The sequence below is a fragment of the Streptomyces sp. Ru73 genome (assembly GCF_002920575.1).
Taxonomy (GTDB): domain Bacteria; phylum Actinomycetota; class Actinomycetes; order Streptomycetales; family Streptomycetaceae; genus Streptomyces.
In genome coordinates this window covers 1-18,886 of record NZ_PQSQ01000095.1, presented here as the reverse complement: position 1 = coordinate 18,886, position 18,886 = coordinate 1, and the positions used below count along the sequence as shown (strand labels likewise).

General features: G+C 74.3%; 17 protein-coding genes. 14 read left to right on the top strand and 3 right to left on the bottom strand.

Translation table 11 applies throughout. The features are described 5' to 3' along the window. Window positions 1-137 precede the first annotated feature (137 nt). The 5 genes from C3486_RS29805 (at window position 138) to C3486_RS29785 (ending at window position 6,796) form a co-directional block, all read left to right on the top strand. Window positions 138-1,106 (top strand): cobalamin biosynthesis protein, encoded by a 969-nt coding sequence (locus C3486_RS29805; protein WP_103835891.1) that lies wholly within the window; start codon window positions 138-140, stop codon window positions 1,104-1,106. Next, window positions 1,103-2,632, top strand: a complete 1,530-nt coding sequence (locus tag C3486_RS29800) for a cobyric acid synthase (RefSeq protein WP_103835890.1) — start codon at window positions 1,103-1,105, stop codon at window positions 2,630-2,632. The genes C3486_RS29805 and C3486_RS29800 overlap by 4 nt, the downstream gene beginning before the upstream one ends. Before the next feature lie 61 nt (window positions 2,633-2,693). After that, complete coding sequence (locus C3486_RS29795; RefSeq protein WP_103835889.1) at window positions 2,694-4,805, top strand: putative cobaltochelatase; 2,112 nt, start codon at window positions 2,694-2,696, stop codon at window positions 4,803-4,805. Continuing rightward, complete coding sequence (cobO, locus tag C3486_RS29790; RefSeq protein ID WP_103835888.1) at window positions 4,805-5,401, top strand: cob(I)yrinic acid a,c-diamide adenosyltransferase; 597 nt, start codon at window positions 4,805-4,807, stop codon at window positions 5,399-5,401. Before C3486_RS29795 ends, cobO begins: the two co-directional genes overlap by 1 nt. A 33-nt stretch (window positions 5,402-5,434) precedes the next feature. Next, the gene (locus C3486_RS29785; RefSeq protein ID WP_103835887.1) at window positions 5,435-6,796 is read left to right on the top strand and encodes a cobyrinate a,c-diamide synthase; all 1,362 of its coding nucleotides are present in this window, start codon (window positions 5,435-5,437) and stop codon (window positions 6,794-6,796) included. A gap of 5 nt (window positions 6,797-6,801) precedes the next feature. Here C3486_RS29785 and C3486_RS29780 read toward each other — a convergent pair whose 3' ends face one another. Then, window positions 6,802-7,494 (bottom strand): ZIP family metal transporter, encoded by a 693-nt coding sequence (locus C3486_RS29780; RefSeq protein ID WP_374936934.1) that lies wholly within the window; start codon window positions 7,492-7,494, stop codon window positions 6,802-6,804. Window positions 7,495-7,666: 172 nt separating this feature from the next. Here C3486_RS29780 and C3486_RS29775 point away from each other — a divergent pair, with 172 nt between their 5' ends. From C3486_RS29775 to C3486_RS29755, 5 genes are all read left to right on the top strand, one after another. After that, entirely contained in the window at window positions 7,667-8,140 is a 474-nt protein-coding gene (locus C3486_RS29775) for a cobalamin biosynthesis protein (RefSeq protein WP_103835901.1), read from the top strand. Continuing rightward, window positions 8,137-9,174, top strand: a complete 1,038-nt coding sequence (cobC, locus tag C3486_RS29770) for an Rv2231c family pyridoxal phosphate-dependent protein CobC (RefSeq protein WP_258053067.1) — start codon at window positions 8,137-8,139, stop codon at window positions 9,172-9,174. The genes C3486_RS29775 and cobC overlap by 4 nt, the downstream gene beginning before the upstream one ends. A gap of 158 nt (window positions 9,175-9,332) precedes the next feature. Then, window positions 9,333-10,745, top strand: a complete 1,413-nt coding sequence (locus tag C3486_RS29765; protein WP_258053066.1) for a cytochrome ubiquinol oxidase subunit I — start codon at window positions 9,333-9,335, stop codon at window positions 10,743-10,745. 64 nt (window positions 10,746-10,809) lie between these two features. Next, window positions 10,810-11,850, top strand: a complete 1,041-nt coding sequence (locus C3486_RS29760; RefSeq protein ID WP_103835900.1) for a cytochrome d ubiquinol oxidase subunit II — start codon at window positions 10,810-10,812, stop codon at window positions 11,848-11,850. 72 nt (window positions 11,851-11,922) lie between these two features. Next, entirely contained in the window at window positions 11,923-12,954 is a 1,032-nt protein-coding gene (locus C3486_RS29755; protein ID WP_103835884.1) for a bile acid:sodium symporter family protein, read from the top strand. 109 nt (window positions 12,955-13,063) lie between these two features. Here C3486_RS29755 and C3486_RS29750 read toward each other — a convergent pair whose 3' ends face one another. Then, window positions 13,064-14,155, bottom strand: a complete 1,092-nt coding sequence (locus C3486_RS29750; protein ID WP_181138745.1) for an amidohydrolase family protein — start codon at window positions 14,153-14,155, stop codon at window positions 13,064-13,066. Window positions 14,156-14,565: 410 nt separating this feature from the next. Here C3486_RS29750 and ectA point away from each other — a divergent pair, with 410 nt between their 5' ends. The 4 genes from ectA to thpD all read left to right on the top strand — a co-directional run bounded on the left by ectA (window position 14,566) and on the right by thpD (window position 17,918). Further along, window positions 14,566-15,132 (top strand): diaminobutyrate acetyltransferase, encoded by a 567-nt coding sequence (ectA, locus tag C3486_RS29745; protein ID WP_103835882.1) that lies wholly within the window; start codon window positions 14,566-14,568, stop codon window positions 15,130-15,132. Between the two features lie 54 nt (window positions 15,133-15,186). Further along, the gene (ectB, locus tag C3486_RS29740) at window positions 15,187-16,455 is read left to right on the top strand and encodes a diaminobutyrate--2-oxoglutarate transaminase (RefSeq protein ID WP_103835881.1); all 1,269 of its coding nucleotides are present in this window, start codon (window positions 15,187-15,189) and stop codon (window positions 16,453-16,455) included. A gap of 83 nt (window positions 16,456-16,538) precedes the next feature. Then, window positions 16,539-16,943 (top strand): ectoine synthase, encoded by a 405-nt coding sequence (locus tag C3486_RS29735; RefSeq protein ID WP_030619099.1) that lies wholly within the window; start codon window positions 16,539-16,541, stop codon window positions 16,941-16,943. Window positions 16,944-17,018: 75 nt separating this feature from the next. Continuing rightward, window positions 17,019-17,918 carry an ectoine hydroxylase gene (gene thpD / locus C3486_RS29730; RefSeq protein WP_103835880.1) on the top strand — a complete coding sequence of 300 codons (900 nt, stop codon included), beginning with the start codon at window positions 17,019-17,021 and terminating at the stop codon, window positions 17,916-17,918. Between the two features lie 87 nt (window positions 17,919-18,005). Here the strand turns inward: thpD and C3486_RS29725 are convergent. Beyond that, window positions 18,006-18,886 (bottom strand): maleylpyruvate isomerase family mycothiol-dependent enzyme (locus tag C3486_RS29725; protein ID WP_103835879.1); only part of this gene is annotated, 881 nt, incomplete at its 5' end.

The window sequence follows — 18,886 nt, the reverse complement described above, 5'->3', positions numbered from 1 at the left end:
CGAGCCAGGGCGCGGACCCTGAGTGAGGACACACGCCATGCCGGGCTCCCAGCCGAGACCCCTGCCGCATCCCGCCGTACGCCCGGCACGCGACCGCGTCCGGCCGTCCCTCCGAGGCACGGCGGGCTGATCCGACGATGCGTGCCGAACACGCCACCTATGCGTGCGGCGCGGCCCTGGGCTTCCTCGGCGACCTCGCCGTGGGCGACCCCCGCCGCGGGCACCCGGTGGCCGCCTTCGGGCGGGCCGCCGCCGCCGTGGAACGCCGGTTGTGGCGCGACCACCGGGGCTACGGAGCGGCGCACACCGCGCTGTGCGCCGGCGGTGCCGCCGTGGGCGCCGCGCTGCTCTCCCGTGCCGTACGCCGCTGCGCCCCCGCTCATGTCGCGCTGACCGCCGCCGCCACCTGGGCCGTGCTGGGCGGTACGACGCTGGGCCGGGAGGCGCGCGCCATCGGCGGCGCGCTGGAGGCCGGCGACCTCGACGTGGCGCGCGAGCGGCTGCCGCACCTGTGCGGCCGCGACCCGCAGGCCCTGGACGGACAGCAGATGGCCCGCGCGGTCGTGGAGTCCGTCGCCGAGAACACCTCCGACGCGGTCGTGGGCGCGCTGGTCTGGGGCGCCGTGGGCGGCGTACCGGGCCTGGCGGCCTTCCGCGCGGTGAACACGCTGGACGCGATGGTGGGTCACAAGTCGGACCGTTACCGCCGCTTCGGCTGGGCCTCGGCCCGGCTGGACGACGTGGCGGGCTGGCCCGGCGCGCGGCTCACCGCCCTGCTGGCCACCGCCGCCGGCCCGGACCCGCGCGGCGCGTGGCGTGCCTGGCGGGCCGACGGCAAGCGGCACCCCAGCCCCAACGCGGGGCCGGTGGAGGCGTCGTTCGCCGGGGCGCTGGGCGTACGGCTGGGCGGCACGCTGGCGTACGCCGGGCGGGTGGAGCACCGCCCGGTGCTCAACGGCGGCGCCCGCGCGGTCGAGGGCGCGGACATCGCGCGCGCGGTGCGGCTGTCGCGCCGGGTGAGCGCGCTGGCGCTGGTGACGACGGTCGGGGCGCGGATCGCCGTGGGCGCGGTGCGCGGTGCGCGGAAGGCGAGGAGATCCCGGTGAGCGGTACGGACGAGAGGCTCGGCGGCGGGCTGCTGGTGGCCGGCACCACCTCGGACGCGGGCAAGAGCGTGGTCACGGCAGGCATCTGCCGCTGGCTGGCCCGCAAGGGCGTCAAGGTCGCGCCGTTCAAGGCGCAGAACATGTCGCTCAACTCGTACGTGACGCGCGAGGGCGCGGAGATCGGGCGGGCGCAGGCCATGCAGGCCGCCGCCGCCCGGGTCGAGCCGACCGCGCTGATGAACCCGGTGCTGCTCAAGCCCGGCAGCGACCGCAGTAGCCAGGTCGTGCTGCTGGGCAAGCCGGTGGGCGAGCTGAGCGCGCGCGGCTACCACTCGGGGCGCCAGGAGCGGCTGCTCGGCACCGTCACCGACTGCCTGACCGAGCTGCGGCGCACGCACGACGCGGTGATCTGCGAGGGCGCGGGCAGCCCGGCCGAGATCAACCTGCGCCGTACCGACATCGTGAACATGGGCCTCGCGCGCGCCGCGAACCTGCCCGTGGTGGTCGTCGGCGACATCGACCGCGGCGGGGTCTTCGCGTCCTTCTTCGGCACCACGGCGCTGCTCTCCGGGGCCGACCAGGCGCACCTCGCGGGCTACCTGGTGAACAAGTTCCGCGGTGACGTGACGCTGCTGGAGCCGGGCCTGGACATGCTCGAGGAGCTGAGCGGCCGGCCGACGCTGGGCGTGCTGCCGTTCCGGCACGGGCTGGGCATCGACGAGGAGGACGGCCTGCGCGTGTCGCTGCGCGGCGCGGTCCGCGAGTCCGTGGTGGCCCCGCCGCACGGCTCCGACGTCCTCCGTGTCGCCGTCGCGGCCGTCCCGCTGATGTCGAACTTCACCGACGTCGACGCGCTCGCCGCCGAACCGGGCGTCGTGGTCCGCTTCGTGGACCGCCCCGAGGAGCTGGCCGACGCGGACCTCGTGGTGCTGCCCGGCACCCGCGGCACCGTACGGGCCCTGCAGTGGCTGCGGGAGCGCGGCCTCGCGGACGCGGTCGCCCGCCGGGCCGCCGAGGGCCGCCCGGTGCTGGGCATCTGCGGCGGCTTCCAGATGCTCGCCGAGCACATCGAGGACGAGGTGGAGTCGCGGGCCGGCGCGGTCGACGGGCTCGGACTGCTGCCCGTACGGGTACGGTTCGCGGCGGAGAAGACCCTCGCCCGCCCCGAGGGCGAGGCGCTGGGCGAGCCGGTGGCGGGGTACGAGATCCACCACGGCGTCGCCGACGTCCGGGAGGGTGACGAGCCGTTCCTGGACGGCTGCCGGGTCGGCTCCGTGTGGGGCACGCACTGGCACGGCTCCCTGGAGAGCGACGGCTTCCGGCGCGCGTTCCTGCGCCGGGTGGCGGCGGCCGCGGGGCGCGCGTTCGTGCCCGCGCCCGACACCTGCTTCGACGCGCTGCGCGAGGAACAGCTCGACGCGCTGGGCGACCTGATCGAGGAACACGCGGACACGGAGGCCCTCCTGCGCCTGATCGAGAACGGCGTCCCCGAGGGCCTGCCCTTCGTACCGCCGGGGGCGCCGTGACCGACGACCGATTCCCGTACGCAGACGCAGACCCGAAGCCACTCGAAGGAGTGATCAGCTCGTGAGCACCCGGTACCCGTTCACCGCCGTCGTCGGCATGGACGACCTGCGGCTGGCGCTGCTGCTGAACGCCGTCAGCCCGGCGGTGGGCGGCGTCCTGGTCCGCGGCGAGAAGGGCACCGCCAAGTCGACAGCGGTGCGTGCCCTGGCCGACCTGCTGCCGGACGTCCCGGTCGTGCCGGGCTGCCGCTTCAGCTGCGACCCCGCAGCGCCGGACCCGCAGTGCCCCGACGGGCCGCACGAGTCCGGCCCCGCCGAGTCCCGCGCGGCCCGCATGGTCGAACTCCCTGTCGGCGCCTCGGAGGACCGCCTCGTGGGCGCCCTCGACATCGAGCGGGCGCTCTCGGAGGGCGTGAAGGCGTTCGAGCCGGGCCTGCTGGCCGACGCGCACCGCGGCATCCTCTACGTCGACGAGGTCAACCTCCTCCACGACCACCTGATCGACCTCCTTCTGGACGCCGCCGCCATGGGCTCCTCCTACGTGGAGCGTGAGGGCGTCTCCGTGCGGCACGCGGCGCGGTTCCTCCTCGTGGGCACGATGAACCCCGAGGAGGGCGAGCTGCGGCCGCAGCTGCTGGACCGCTTCGGGCTGACCGTGGAGGTCGCCGCCTCCCGCGAGCCCGACCAGCGGGTCGAGGTCGTCCGGCGGCGGCTGGCGTACGACGCCGACCCGGCCGGCTTCGCGGCGCGCTGGGCCGACGAGGAGGAGGCGCTGCGGCAGCGGATCGCCACGGCCCGCGCGCTCCTGCCGGACGTCGTCCTGGGCGACGCGGCGCTCCGCCAGATCGCCGCGACCTGTGCCGCCTTCGAGGTGGACGGCATGCGCGCGGACATCGTGATGGCGCGTACCGCGACCGCGCTGGCCGCCTGGGCGGGCCGCGCCGAGGTGACCGAGGAGGACGTGCGGCAGGCCGCACTCCTCGCGCTGCCGCACCGGCGCCGCCGCAATCCCTTCGACGCCCCCGGCCTCGACGAGGACAAGCTCGACCGGACGCTGGAGGAGTACGGCCCGCAGGAGGACTCCCAGGACGACGAGCCGGACCCGGAGCCGGAGGGCCCGGACGACGGCCCCGACGGCGGTCCCGACGGCGGCGGTCCGGACGGTGGCGGCGGGCTGCCCCCGCAGGACGGCCCGGACGACGCGCCCCGGCCGTCCGGCGCGGACGCGGGCCCCGAGCAGCCCTCCGTACCGGACCAGCGGTCGGACGGCGCTCCCGGGCAGCAGCCCGCCCAGCCCCGGAACGAGGCCGCGGAGGACGGGGCCGCTCCGCAGAAGCCCGCGGTGGGCGCCGCAGAGCCGTTCAAGACCAAGCGGCTGGACGTGCCGGGGCTCGGCGAGGGTGCCGACGGCCGGCGCTCCCGGGCCCGTACCGCGCACGGCCGTACGACCGGCTCGCGCCGCCCCCAGGGGGCGCTGGGCAAGCTGCACCTGGCCGCCACCGTGCAGGCCGCCGCGCCGCACCAGAAGCGCCGCGGGCGCAGCGGCCCCGGGCTGGTCGTGCGCCGGGACGATCTGCGGGAGGCCGTACGGGAGGGCCGCGAGGGCAATCTCGTGCTGTTCGTCGTGGACGCGTCCGGTTCGATGGCCGCACGGAAGCGGATGACCGCGGTCAAGGGCGCGGTGCTGTCGCTGCTGCTCGACGCGTACCAGCGGCGCGACAAGGTCGGCATGATCACTTTCCGGGGCGCGGACGCCGAGGTGGCGCTGCCGCCCACGTCCTCCGTGGAGGCGGGCGCGGCGCGGCTGGAGCAGCTGCCGACCGGCGGCCGCACCCCGCTGGCCGCGGGCCTGCTGAAGGCCCATGAGGTGCTGCGGGTGGAGCGGATGCGGGACGCCTCGCGCCGCCCGCTGGTCGTGGTCGTCACCGACGGCCGGGCGACCGGCGGCGTCGAGCCGCGGCCGCGCGCGTCCAAGGCCGCGCAGCTGCTGGCCGCCGAGGGCGTCGCCTCGGTGGTCGTGGACTGCGAGGCGGGCCCGGTCCGCCTCGGCCTGGCCGGGGAGCTGGCCCGCGATCTGCAGGGCACCGCCGTCACCCTCGACGAACTGCGCGCGGACAGCGTCTCCGCGCTCGTCCGCACCGTCACCGACACCACCCACCGGAGGGCCGCCTGATGCCGCAGGGACAGCCGACCGTCGTACCGAACGACGGCCTCACCACCCGTCAGCGCCGCAACCGCCCGCTCGTCTTCGTCCACACCGGTACCGGCAAGGGCAAGTCCACCGCCGCGTTCGGGCTGGCGCTGCGGGCCTGGAACCAGGGCTGGCCGGTCGGGGTGTTCCAGTTCGTGAAGTCCGCGAAGTGGCGGGTCGGCGAGGAGCGTGCGCTGCGCGTCCTCGGGGAGACCGGCGAGGGCGGCACGGTCGCGTGGCACAAGATGGGCGAGGGCTGGTCCTGGGTGCAGCGGGACATCGAGTCCAGCGAGGAGGCGGCCCGCGAGGGCTGGGAGCAGGTCAAGCGCGACCTGGCGGCCGAGTCGTACAAGCTGTACGTGCTGGACGAGTTCGCGTACCCGATGCACTGGGGCTGGATCGACACCGATGAGGTGATCGAGGTGCTGCGGAACCGTCCCGGCACCCAGCACGTGGTGATCACCGGCCGGAACGCGCCCGAGAAGCTGGTGGACTTCGCCGACCTGGTCACCGACATGACCAAGGTCAAGCACCCGATGGACGCGGGCCAGAAGGGCCAGCGGGGCATCGAGTGGTGAGTACCCAGTGGTGACCGGAGAGGGCAGCACGTCGTGAACATCCCGCGCCTGGTGATCGCCGCGCCCTCCTCGGGCAGCGGCAAGACCACCGTCGCCACCGGCCTGATGGCCGCCTTCCGCGAGGCCGGTCTCGCGGTGTCCCCGCACAAGGTGGGCCCGGACTACATCGATCCGGGCTACCACGCGCTGGCCACGGGCCGGCCGGGGCGCAACCTCGACGCGTACCTGTGCGGCCCGGAGCTGATCGAGCCGCTGTTCCTGCACGGCGCCGCCGGTGCCGACCTGGCGCTGGTCGAGGGCGTGATGGGCATGTTCGACGGCGCGTCCGGCATGGGCGAGCTGGGCTCGACGGCGCAGGTCGCCAAGTTGCTGCGGGCGCCCGTCGTCCTCGTCGTGGACGCGTCCTCGCAGTCCCGGTCGGTGGCGGCGCTGGTGCACGGCTTCGCGTCCTGGGACCCGGAGGTGCGGCTCGCCGGGGTGATCCTCAACAAGGTGGGCTCCGACCGGCACGAGGCGCTGCTGCGGGAGGCCCTGGGCGGCGCGGGCGTGCCGGTGCTGGGCTGCATGCGGCGCGCGCCGCGGGTCAGTACGCCGGCCCGGCACCTGGGGCTGGTTCCGGTCGCCGAGCGGGCGCCGGAGGCGGTGGACTCGGTGGCCGCGCTGGCGGAGCAGATCCGGGCCGGCTGCGATCTGGAGGGGCTGCTGGCGCTGGCGCGCAGCGCGCCGGAGCTGACCGGCCCGGCCTGGGAGCCGCGCGCGCCGGAGGTGCCCGCAACGGGCCGGCCTGTGGTCGCGGTCGCGGGCGGTGCCGCCTTCACGTTCTCGTACGCGGAGCACGCCGAGCTGCTGACGGCGGCCGGGGCGGAGGTGGTCACCTTCGACCCGCTGCGCGACGAGAAGCTGCCGGCGGGCACGGCCGGTCTGGTGATCGGCGGCGGCTTCCCCGAGGTGTACGCGCCGGAGCTGTCCGCGAACGAGCCGCTGCGCGCGGAGGTCGCGCGGCTGGCGGCGGCGGGCGCGCCGGTCGCCGCTGAGTGCGCGGGGCTGCTGTACCTGTCCCGTTCGCTGGACGGCAGGCCCATGTGCGGCGTGCTGCCGGCCGAGGGGCGGATGTCGGAGCGGCTGACGCTGGGCTACCGGGAGGCGGTGGCGGTCGGCGACAGCGCGCTGGCGGCGGCCGGGACGCGGGTGCGCGGCCACGAGTTCCACCGCACGGTCCTGGAGCCGGGTACGGGCGAGAGCCCGGCGTGGGGGTTCGTGCGGCCCGAGCGGCGTACCGAGGGCTTCGTGCGGGGCGGGGTGCACGCCTCGTACCTGCATGTGCACTGGGCGGCCGAGCCGTCGCTCGCGCACCGGCTGGCGGCCCGGGCCGCGGAGTGGCCGGGAAGTGCCTGATGGCCTCAGCCCGACAGCCCGACCACCAGCCACATGAAGCCCACACCGGCTGCCGTACAGCCCAGCGTGGACAGCGCGGGGTGGTCGTGGTGGGCCTCCGGCAGGATGTCGGAGGTCGCCAGGTAGAGCAGGACGCCGCCGAAGAATCCGAGGTAGAAGCCGAGGGGCTGCTCCGGCAGGGTGACCAGGAGCGTGGCCGCAGCGCCGACGAGCGGGGCGAGCGCGTCCGCGCCGAGCAGCAGCAGCGCCTTGTGCCGGGCGTTCCCGTAGAGGCTGGCGACGGTGTACGTGTTGAAGCCGTCGGCGAAGTCGTGGGCGATCACGGCGAGCGCCACGGCCACCGCCATGTCGCTGCCGACCTGGTAGGCGGCGCCGATCGCGAAGCCGTCCATCAGGCTGTGCACGACCATCGCGGCGGCGGCCGTCAGCCCCACCTGCGGCACCCGTTCCTCGGGGTCCATGCCGTGCGCGGCCTTCCGTACGGCCAGCAGGCGTTCGGCGGCGTGCGCGGCCAGGAAGCCCAGCACGAAGCAGAGCAGCGCGGCGGGCACCCCGAGGAGCCGTACGTCGGCCGCCTCCAGGGCCTCCGGCAGCAGGTCGAGGCCGACGACGCCGAGCATCAGGCCACCGGCGAGGCCGAGGATGAGGTGGCGGCGGTCGGTGACCCGGTGGGCGACCCAGCCGCCGACGAGGGTCATCAGGAACGCGCCGACCGCGATGACCACTGGCACTGTGTCGCCCCTTCCGCCGACGGGCCCGGACCGGTGGCTCTCCCGGTACCCGTGTCACCTGCTTACTGATCCCCGGCCGGTCCCGCATGTCCAGTTCCGCCTTCCCGCCCTTCCGTCCGTCCCGCCGAAAGGACGCGCCATGACCGCCGAGCACACTGCTGCCCGGGACCTCGTCGTCGGGGTGGGCGCGCGGCCCGGGGTCCCGGCGGACGAGGTGACCGCGCTGGTCACGGGGGTGCTGGCGGCGGCCGGGCTGCCGCTCGCCGCCGTGTGCGCGCTGGCGACGGTGGAGGCCAGGGCCGGGGAGCCGGGCCTGCGGGCCGCCGCCGAGCGGCTGGGGGTGCCCTTGCGCGCTTTCCCGGCCGGGACGCTGGCCGCCGTGCCGGTGCCGCATCCGTCCGGTGTGGTGCTGGCCGCCACGGGGACGCCGGCCGTCGCCGAGGCGGCCGCGCTGGCCGCCGCCGGGCCGGGCGCCGCGCTGGCCGTCGCCAAACGGAAGTCGACGCCCGCCGACGGCGGCCCGGCCGGGGCGACCTGCGCGGTGGCCCGCCGCGCGGCGCCGGTCGGGCCCGCACATCGCACATCCGCACGTTCGTACGAGGAGACGCCGTGACCACCACCCCCGACCTGCGCCACCACGGGGACGCCGAGGTGCGCGGCGCCGCCGCCGGCCTGACGGACCTCGCCGTCAACGTCCGTACGGGCACCCCGCCGGAGTGGCTGAAGGCCCGGATCGCCGCGTCGCTGGACGGGCTGGCCGCCTATCCGGACGGCAGCGCCGCCCGCGCGGCGGTCGCGGCACGGCACGGGCTGCCGGCCTCCCACGTGCTGCTGACGGCCGGTGCCGCCGAGGCGTTCGTGCTGCTCGCGCGGGCCGTGCGCGCCGAGCGGCCGGTCGTGGTGCACCCGCAGTTCACCGAGCCGGAGGCGGCCCTGCGGGACGCCGGACACGAGGTGGGCCGGGTGCTGCTCGGCGAGCGGGACGGCTTCCGGCTCGATCCGGCGGCGGTGCCGGACGACGCCGACCTGGTCGTGGTCGGCAATCCGACCAACCCGACCTCCGTGCTGCACCCCGCGGGGACGGTCGCGGCGCTGGCCCGGCCGGGGCGCACGCTGGTGGTGGACGAGGCGTTCATGGACGCGGTGCCGGGCGAGGCGGAGTCGCTGGCCTCCCGTACGGACCTGCCGGGCCTGGTGGTGCTGCGCAGCCTCACCAAGACCTGGGGGCTGGCGGGGCTGCGGGTCGGCTACGTACTGGCCGCGCCGGAGATCATCGAGGCGCTGGAGCGGGCCCAGCCGCTGTGGCCGGTCTCCTCGCCCGCGCTGACCGCCGCCGAGGCGTGCTGCGCGCCGGAGGCGCTGGCGGAGGCGGAGGCGGCGGCGGCGCAGACGGCGGCCGACCGGGCGTACCTGGTCGCGCGGCTGGCGGAGTTCCCCGGCGTCACCGTGGCGGGGCCGGCCGCCGGGCCGTTCGTGCTGGTCCGGCTGGCGGGCGCGGCGGACGTCCGGGAGCGGCTGCGGGAGCTGGGGTTCGCGGTCCGGCGCGGTGACACGTTCCCGGGCCTGGGCACGGACTGGCTGCGGCTGGCGGTGCGGGACCGGGCGACGACCGACCGGTTCGTGACGGCGCTGGCGAAGACGGTCTGAACGGGCGGAGCCCGCGCCGGAAGGCGCCCCGAGGGGCCCGGCCCGGCCGGTCTCGTGCGGCGGACGGGTGACGGCTCCGCACGGTCGGCGGTATGTCCGTTTCACCGCACCGGACCCGGGTACTGCGGCCCCACCGTTCCGCCGTCCTGGGGGTCCCCGTGTCCGTCGCAGCCCGCCTCCCCGACGCCCTGCCGCTCGCCGGAGCGGCGACGCCGGGCGACCTCTCGGCGGCCCGCGCCCAGATGGGCTTCTCGCTCGCCTGGCACATCGTGGTGGCCTGTCTCGGGGTCGGGCTGCCGCTGCTCACGCTGCTGGCCGAGTGGCGGGGCCGGCGCACCGGTGATCCGACCGTCCGGCTGCTCGCGCGGCGCTGGGCGCGCGGCATGGGCGTGCTCTTCGCCGTGGGCGCGGTCTCGGGCACCATCCTCAGCTTCGAGATGGGCCTGCTCTGGCCCGGTCTGATGGGGCGGTTCGGGCAGGTCATCGGCCTGCCGTTCGCGCTGGAGGGGATCGCCTTCTTCATCGAGGCGATCTTTCTGGGGATCTACCTGTACGCCTGGGACCGGATGACGCCGCGGCAGCACCTGCTGACCGGCGTGCCCATCGTGATCGCCGGGATCGCCTCGGCCTTCTTCGTGGTGTGCGCGAACGCGTGGATGAACCAGCCGCGCGGCTTCACGGTGCGCGGCGGGCGCGTGACGTCCGTCGACCCGTGGGCCGCGATGCTCAACCCGGCGGCGCCGCCGCAGACGGTGCACATGATCCTGGCCGCCCTGATGGTCGCCTGCTTCCTCACCGCGAGCGTCTACGCGGTGGCGCTGCTGCGCGGCCGGAACGACCGGTACCACCGCACGGGCTTCTTCCTGCCGCTGTCGCTGGGCGCCGTCGTCACCCCGTTCCAGCTGGTCGTGGGCGACTGGGCGGCCCGCTTCGTCGCCGACTACCAGCCGGTGAAGCTGGCGGCGCTGGAGGGCGTGTACCGGACCGGCGACCACGTGCCGCTCACCGTCGGCGGGATCGCGGGCCCGGACGGGCTGCGGTACGGGGTGGAGATCCCCAGCGGTCTGTCGCTGCTCGTGGGCTACTCCCCCGACACCGTCGTCCAGGGCCTGGACAAGGTCCCGCGGCATCAGTGGCCGGCCGTCACCGCCGTCCATCTGGCCTTCGACGTGATGGTGGCGGCCGGGCTGTTCCTGCTGGCCATGGGGGTGCTGCTGGCGGTGGCCTGGTGGTGGCGGCGGCGCACGGGCGCGGCGGGCCTCCTGGCGGTGCCCGGCATGCGGCTGTACCTGTGGGCGGCCGTGCTCACCGGGCCTGCCGCCGTGGTGGCCCTGGAGTGCGGCTGGGTCGTCACGGAGATGGGCCGCCAGCCCTGGGTGGTGCAGGGCGTGATGACCGTACGGGAGGCGGTGAACCCGGCGCCGGGCCTGATGCACGGGCTGTGGGTGCTGCTGGTCGTGTATGCGGCGATGACGGTGGCCACGGTCTACGTGCTGCGCCGGCTCGCCCGGGAACGGCCGGTGCCGGTCGCTCCGCAGGAGGCCGACGTGCGGGAGTCGCCGGTCGTCTGAGCCGTCCCGGCCGGGCCGCATGGGCCCGGCCGCCGATCCGTTCCGAGCCGTCCGAGGGGACCCGATGCTTGCCGACACCCTGCTCGCGGTGATGTGGCTGGGCCTGACGTGTTACGCGCTCTTCGGCGGCGCCGACTTCGGGGCCGGCCTGTGGGACCTGCTGGCCGGGCGGGCCGGCCCCGGCAGGCCCCGCCGGTCGCTGATCGAGCACACGATCGGGCCGGTGTGGGAGGCCAACCACGTCTGGCTGATCTTCGTGATCGTGCTGCTGTGGTCCGGCTTCTCGCCCGTCTTCGCGGCCGTGCTCTCCACGCTGTACATCCCGCTGACCCTAGCGGCGCTGGGGATCATCGCACGGGGCGCCGCCTTCGCGTTCCGCAAGGCGAGCACCGGGCTGTGGCAGCAGCGGCTGTTCGGCGGCTGCTTCGCGCTCTCCTCCGTGCTCACGCCGTTCTTCCTGGGCACGGTGGCGGGCGGCGTCGCCTCGGGCCGCGTCCCGCCGGGCCTGGCCGCCGGGAACGTACTCACCGGCTGGCTCAACCCGACCTCCGCGCTGGGCGGCGTCCTCGCCGTGCTGACCTGCGCGCACCTGGCGGCGGTGTACCTCTGCGCGGACGCGGCGCGGGAGGGCGACGCGCGGCTGGTGGCGTGGTTCCGGCACCGGGCGCTGGCGAGCGGGCTGCTGGCGGGGGCCGTCGCGCTGGCCGGCATCGCGGTGCTGCGCGCCGACGCGCCGGAGCTGTTCCACGGGCTGACGCACCGGGCGCTGCCGCTGGTGGTGCTCAGCCCGTGCGCGGGCCTGGCCGGGCTGGCCGTGCTGCACCGCCACCCGGCCGTCGCGCGGGTGCTCGCCGCCCTGGCGGTCGCGCTGATCCTGTGGGCGTGGGGCGCCGCGCAGTACCCGGCGATGCTCGTGCCGGACGTCACGGTGGCGGACGCGGCGGCACAGCCGTCCGTGCTGACCGCGTGCCTGGTCAGCCTGGCGGTGGGCGCGCTGCTGCTGGTGCCGTCGCTGTGGTGGCTGTACGCCGTCTTCCAGCGAGGCACGGGCCCTGCTGGGCCGGGCGGGGAGCGGGTGCGCGAGGAGACCGGCGGCCGGCCGTGACCCGCCGCCGCACGCGTCCACCATCCGGAACCCCATTGCCGCGTACACGTAAGGTCGCCGTAAGGTGCCGACGTGACGAACGAGCAGACGAACCAGAAGGCCGGAGCGCCCGAGGGGCCCGCGTCCGCGCCGCCCGCACCCGGCGACCTCCCCGCGTCCGACCGCGCGGCGCGCCGCGCCGTCACGCTCTTCCCGCTGCTCGTGATCGTGGCCGGGCTGATCGGCCTGTTCTGGCCTGCGCACTTCACCGGCTGGGCCCCGGCCGTGCCGTGGCTGCTCGGCGTCGTGATGTTCTCGATGGGCCTCACGCTGACCGTGCCGGACTTCGCCGCCGTCGCCAAGCGGCCCTGGGCGGTCGGTCTGGGCCTGGTGGCGCACTACGTGATCATGCCGGGGCTCGGCTGGCTGGTCGCCACCGTGCTGGACCTGCCGCCCGCGCTGGCGGCCGGCGTGATCCTGGTGGGCTGCGCCCCGAGCGGTACGGCCTCCAACGTCGTGACCTACCTGGCGCGCGGCGACGTGGCCCTGTCGGTGTCGGTCGCCACGGTCTCCACGGTGGTCGCGCCCTTCGTGACGCCGCCGCTGACGTACCTGCTGGCCGGGCAGTTCATGCACGTGGACGCCGGGGTGATGGTGACCGACATCCTCAAGACCGTGCTGCTGCCGGTCGTGGCCGGCCTGCTGGTCCGGCTGGTCGCCGGCCGCTTCATCGCCCGGCTGCTGCGCGTGCTGCCCTGGCTCTCGGCGCTGACCATCGCGGTGATCGTGCTGGTCGTGGTGGCGGGCAGCGCGGCGCAGATCAAGGACGCCGCGGCGCTGGTGCTGCTCGCCGTGGTCCTGCACAACGGGCTCGGCCTGGCCCTGGGCTACGGGGCGGGCTCGCTGGCCCGGCTGGGCCGGCCGGCGAGCCGCGCCATGGCCTTCGAGGTCGGCATGCAGAACTCCGGCCTGGCCGCCTCCCTGGCCACGGCCCACTTCAGCCCCGCCGCCGCCCTCCCCGCTGCCGTCTTCTCGGTCTGGCACAACATCTCGGGCGCGGTGGTCGCGGCCTGGATGGCCCGCGGCAGCCGTCCGGAAGCCGGCCCGTCCGGGGACCGCGCCTAGCGTCCGCCCCCGGGGCGGGAGCGCAGCGTCCCGCCGCAGGAGCGCGGGAAACTGCGCGACCGGCCACGACGGCGCCGCGGCCGGTCACCGGGAACCGCCACCGCGGCGCTCAGCTCACCACCCGCCCGCGCAGCACCACGCGCCGCGGCGAGCCGAGCACCCGTACGTCTTCCCGAGGATCCGCCTCGTACACCACGAGGTCGGCAGGGTCGCCCTCGCCGAGCCCGGGGCGCCCGAGCCACTCCCGCGCACCCCAGGCGGTCGCCGACAGCGCCTCGACGGCCGGGATACCGGCCTTGACCAGCTCGCCGACCTCCTGCGCGACGAGCCCGTGCGCCAGCGAGCCGCCCGCGTCCGTACCGACGTACACCGGCACCCCGGCGTCGTACGCCGCCCGTACCGTGTCGTAGCGCCGCTCGTGCAGCCGCCGCATGTGGTCGGCCCAGCGCGGGTACTTCTCGTCGCCGCCGGCCGCCAGCTGCGGGAAGGTCGCGATGTTCACCAGCGTGGGCACGATCGCGACGCCGCGCTCGGCGAAGAGCGGAATCGTCTCCTCGGTCAGGCCCGTCGCGTGCTCGATGCAGTCGATGCCCGCCTCCACGAGGGGCGCGAGGGACTCCTCGGCGAAGCAGTGGGCCGTGACGCGGGCCCCCAGCCGGTGCGCCTCGGCGATCGCTGCGGCCACCGCGCCGGGCGGCCAGCACGCCGCCAGGTCGCCGGTCTCGCGGTCGATCCAGTCGCCGACCAGCTTGACCCAGCCGTCGCCCCGCCGCGCCTCCTGGGCGACGTACGCCACCAGGTCCTCGGGCTCGATCTCGTGCGCGTAGTTGCGGATGTAGCGGCGGGTGCGCGCGATGTGGCGCCCGGCGCGGATGATCCGCGGCAGGTCCTCGCGGTCGTCGATCCAGCGGGTGTCGGCGGGTGAGCCGGCGTCCCGGATGAGCAGCGTCCCCGCCTCCCGGTCGGTGAGCGCCTGCTTCTCGCTGGTGGCCTCGTCGACCGCGCCGTGCGCGTCCAGGCCCACGTGGCAGTGGGCGTCGACCAGGCCCGGCAGGGCCCAGCCCTCGACGGTCGTGATGTCCCGCGCCCCGGCCGGCCGGGTGTAGGTGACGCGTCCGCCGACGACCCACAGGTCCTCGCGTACGTCGTCCGGCCCGGCCAGGACCCTCCCCTTGATGTGCAGCACAGCGCTCTCACTCATGCACGCACTGTACGAGCCGGGCGCGCCGCGCTGGACGGGGCGGCCCCGGCGGAAGAATCACGGAAACCCCATGGCGCTCCGGGCTTTCCTTGCTGTACACCTGTTACCCAGGAATTTCCAATTCTTCAGGTGCGCAGCTTCCCGTATTCTTCTGCCCGCTTTTCCGCAGCTCAAACGCGTCGATTCGGGTGACCCGCAAGGCCCGTAATTCGGACGGATCTCGCGGTCGTTACGCACATGTGACCGACCACACAAGCTTGGCGTTTTGCCCAGTAATTACCGGGCAAACCGGGACATCCCACTGGCCAGTCGTGCGCACGTGCGCCCCCGCGCGATAACACAGAACCCCCCGTCTCCGTAACCCCAACCCGCGATGCATTTTCCAATTTCCCTCGGTAAATTTAATTCGCATGACCGCCGCACAAGCAGACCTTGCACGTGCCCGAAGCGAATTCAGAGAAATGCCGGAGGGCTTCAAGCTCGATGCCCCGCGAGTGGAGGACGGGGCGGCCATCTGGCGCATAGCCCGGGACTCCCGGACGCTGGACCTCAACTCGTCCTACAGCTACCTGCTGTGGTGTCGTGACTTCGCCGCCACCTCCGTCGTCGCCCGCGACACGGAGGGCGAGCCGGCCGCCTTCATCACCGGCTACATCCGGCCCGCCCGCCCCGAGACCCTCGTCGTCTGGCAGGTCGCCGTCGACGACGCGCACCGGGGCCGCGGACTGGCCGCAGCTCTCCTGGACGGCCTGGCCGGCCGCGTCGCGCAGGAGCAGGGCGTCACTCGCCTCGAGACCACGATCTCACCGGACAACACCGCATCGAACCGGCTCTTCGCCTCCTTCGCCGAGCGCCACGGCGCCTCCGTGGAGCGCGAGGTCCTCTTCGACGCCGGGCTCTTCCCCGAGGAGGGGCACGAGCCCGAGGTGCTGCACCGCATCGGCCCCTTCGCCGCCCCCGCGCCGCGACAGCGCTGAGCCACCCCCAAGACTTCCCTCTCCGTCACACCCCACATCTCCCAGGAGCATGCTGTGACCATCACCCAGCCGGACCTGAGCGTCTTCGAGACCGTCGAATCCGAGGTGCGGAGCTACTGCCGCGGCTGGCCCACCGTCTTCGACCGGGCCCAGGGCAGCCGCATGTACGACGAGGACGGCCACGCCTACCTCGACTTCTTCGCCGGGGCCGGGTCGCTGAACTACGGCCACAACAACCCGGTACTCAAACGGGCTCTGATCGACTACATCGAGCGTGACGGCGTCACGCACGGCCTGGACATGTCCACCACGGCCAAGCGGGCGTTCCTGGAGTCCTTCCAGAACATCATCCTGCGCCCGCGCGACCTGCCGTACAAGGTCATGTTCCCGGGCCCGACGGGCACCAACGCGGTCGAGGCCGCGCTGAAACTGGCCCGCAAGGTCAAGGGCCGCGAGTCGATCGTGTCCTTCACCAACGCCTTCCACGGCATGTCGCTGGGCTCCCTCGCGGTCACCGGCAACGCCTTCAAGCGCGCCGGCGCCGGCATCCCGCTGGTCCACGGCACCCCGATGCCGTTCGACCACTACCTCGACGGCCGCTACCCGGACTTCCTCTGGTTCGAGCGGCTGCTGGAGGACCAGGGCTCCGGCCTGAACACCCCCGCGGCCGTCATCGTCGAGACGGTCCAGGGCGAGGGCGGCATCAACGTCGCGCGCCCCGAGTGGCTGCGTGCCCTGGCCGACCTGTGCCACCGCCGCGACATGCTGCTCATCGTCGACGACATCCAGATGGGCTGCGGCCGCACGGGTGCCTTCTTCTCCTTCGAGGAGGCGGGCATCGTGCCGGACATCGTCACGGTCTCCAAGTCCATCAGCGGCTACGGCCTGCCGCTGGCGCTCACGCTCTTCAAGCCGGAGCTGGACGTCTGGGAGCCGGGCGAGCACAACGGCACCTTCCGCGGCAACAACCCGGCCTTCGTCACCGCCGCCGCGACCCTGGACACCTACTGGGCCGACGGCCAGATGGAGAAGCAGACCATCGCCCGCGGTGAGATCATCGAATCGCACCTCCGTGCCATCGCCGAGGAGCACCCGCGCGCCGGCGTGGACTACCGCGGCCGGGGCATGGTCTGGGGCATGGAGTTCGCCGACAAGAGCCTGGCGAACAAGATTTCCAAGCGGGCCTTCGAGCTGGGCCTGCTGATCGAGACTTCGGGGCCGGAGAGCGAGGTCGTGAAGCTGCTGCCGGCGCTCACCACCACCCCCGAGGAACTGGACGAGGGTCTGCGCATCCTCGCCCGCGCGGTCCGCGACAGCGTCTGACGGACGCACCCCGGAGGGGCCGGCCGCACGGCCGGCCCCTCCGTTCGGACCTCACCACCCGCAGAACAGAAAGGCACAACCACGTGATCGTTCGCTCGTTCAAGGACATCGAGGGCACCGACCGGCACGTCAAGTCGGCTTCCGGTACCTGGGAGAGCAAGCGCATCGTTCTCGCCAAGGAGGGTGTCGGCTTCTCGCTGCACGAGACCATCCTTTACGCGGGCACGGAGACCGACATGTGGTACGCGAACCACATCGAGGCCGTACTGTGCGTAGAGGGCGAGGCAGAGCTCGAGAACCGGGAGACCGGGGAGAAGCACTGGATCGAGCCCGGCACGATGTACCTGCTCAACGGCCACGAGAAGCACACCCTGCGGCCGAAGACGGACTTCCGTTGCGTGTGCGTCTTCAACCCGCCGGTCACCGGTCGCGAGGACCACGACGAGAACGGCGTGTACCCGCTGCTCACCGAGCCCGAAGCGAGCTGACGCCGCTGGAATCAGGCCCGCTGCCCCGTCCGGCAGTTGAGGAAGGCACGTACGAGAGGAGAGGAAGGCAACACCATGACCACCGCACCCGAGCGCACCGCCGACCTGTACCCGACCCGCGGGAAGACCGAGGTCATCACTCCGCGGCAGGACCCGGTGGTGTGGTCGCAGCCCGGCGCGGCAGGCCCGTTCCAGCCGTCCGAGCTGAGCGACTTCGAACGCGACGGCTTCTTCGCCATCGAGGAACTGATCACTGCGGACGAGGTCGCGGTGTACCGTGCCGAACTGGACCGGCTCACCCATGACCCCGAGATCAAGGCCGACCCGCGCTCGATCGTCGAGCCGAAGTCGGACAAGGTCCGGTCCGTGTTCGAGGTGCACAAGATCAGCGAGGTGTTCGCCAAGCTGGTCGCCGACCCGCGCGTGGTGGGGCGCGCCCGTCAGATCCTCGGCTCGGACGTCTACGTCCACCAGTCCCGGATCAACGTCAAGCCGGGCTTCGGTGCGTCCGGCTTCTACTGGCACTCGGACTTCGAGACCTGGCACGCCGAGGACGGCCTGCCGAACATGCGCACGGTGTCCGTCTCGATCGCGCTGACCGAGAACTACGACACCAACGGCGGCCTCATGATCATGCCTGGCTCGCACAAGTACTTCCTGGGCTGTGCGGGCGAGACGCCGCTGGACAACTACAAGAAGTCGCTGCAGATGCAGGACGCGGGCACGCCCTCGGACGAGGCGCTGACCAAGCTCGCCGACCAGTACGGCATCAAGCTGTTCACCGGCAAGGCCGGCTCGGCGACCTGGTTCGACTGCAACGCCATGCACGGTTCCGGTGACAACATCACGCCGTACCCGCGCAGCAACGTCTTCATCGTGTTCAACAGCGTGGAGAACACCGCCGTGGAGCCCTTCGCGGCCCCGGTGCGGCGCCCGGAGTACATCGGTGCCCGGGACTTCACCCCGGTCAAGTGACGCACGAGTCCGTGGTGTCCTCTCCCTCGTGAGAAGGAGCCCGGTTCCGGGCCGGGGGGCCTTGGGTCCCGCCCAGGGGTCTCCGGCTCACAACCAGGCCAGTGACGCGGCCGTCGCCAGCACGTGCTGAGCGGCGGCCGCGTCGCCTGCCTGGCCCCGGCTCACCTCCTGCGGCGTGAGCCGGCCGCCCACCAGCAGGCACAGGTCGACCGCGTCCAGCACCAGCTCGGCGGCGACCGGCTCGGCGGCCGGGCCCAGCACCCAGTCGCCGCCCGCCGCGCCCTCCACCGCCAGCAGGACCGGCCGGGTCCCGTCCCCCAGCGCCAGGTCCAGGATGCGTACCGCGAGGGCCACCAGCCGCCGCAGGTGCACGGGCGGCGGCGGGGGCACGGCAGGCCCCAGCGCCCGCCCGATGTCCCGGGTGTGGATCCAGGTCTCGAAGGCGCGGATCACGTAGTGGTCGGCGACCGGCAGCCGCTTCCCCATCAGCGCGGTGGGCAGCGCCGCCGGCTCCTCCTCCCGGGCCTCCGGCAGGTCCAGCAGGCCGTGCGCCTGGGTCCGCCACGCCTCGGCCGTCTCGGCGGGCGGCCGGGTGTGCTCGTACGCCACCACCTCTTCCGTCCGCGCCGCCCAGCGCACCTCCCACGGCGCCGCGTCCCCGGTGCCGCCCGGCTCCGCCCGCGTCACCGGCAGCATCCCCAGCCGCTCGGCCAGCGGCTCGTCCGCCGCGATCAGATGCGCGACCGTGCCCTGGACGTCCCAGTCGTGCACCACCGGCGTGCCCCAGCGCGCCGGCGTGCCGTCCAGCTCGCGCAGCAGCGCCTCCAGGCTGGCGACCGCAGCGGCGTACGGCGCTGCGTGCGCGGCCGGTGCGTCGTGCCCGGTGCGCGCCGCCCTGGCCGCCGCCATCAGCCGCCCCCGGCCCACCTTGTCGGCGCGCCTGCGGCCGCCCCTGTCCGGCTCCGGGG

Bases quoted from the DNA above. Each gene is read 5' to 3' on its own strand.
- C3486_RS29805 (WP_103835891.1), top strand. From the start codon at position 138: ATGCGTGCCGAACACGCCACCTATGCGTGCGGCGCGGCCCTGGGCTTC.
- cobO (WP_103835888.1), top strand. From the start codon at position 4,805: ATGCCGCAGGGACAGCCGACCGTCGTACCGAACGACGGCCTCACCACC.
- C3486_RS29780 (WP_374936934.1), bottom strand. From the start codon at position 7,494: ATGACCCTCGTCGGCGGCTGGGTCGCCCACCGGGTCACCGACCGCCGC.
- C3486_RS29775 (WP_103835901.1), top strand. From the start codon at position 7,667: ATGACCGCCGAGCACACTGCTGCCCGGGACCTCGTCGTCGGGGTGGGC.
- C3486_RS29760 (WP_103835900.1), top strand. From the start codon at position 10,810: ATGCTTGCCGACACCCTGCTCGCGGTGATGTGGCTGGGCCTGACGTGT.
- C3486_RS29750 (WP_181138745.1), bottom strand. From the start codon at position 14,155: ATGAGTGAGAGCGCTGTGCTGCACATCAAGGGGAGGGTCCTGGCCGGG.
- ectA (WP_103835882.1), top strand. From the start codon at position 14,566: ATGACCGCCGCACAAGCAGACCTTGCACGTGCCCGAAGCGAATTCAGA.
- thpD (WP_103835880.1), top strand. From the start codon at position 17,019: ATGACCACCGCACCCGAGCGCACCGCCGACCTGTACCCGACCCGCGGG.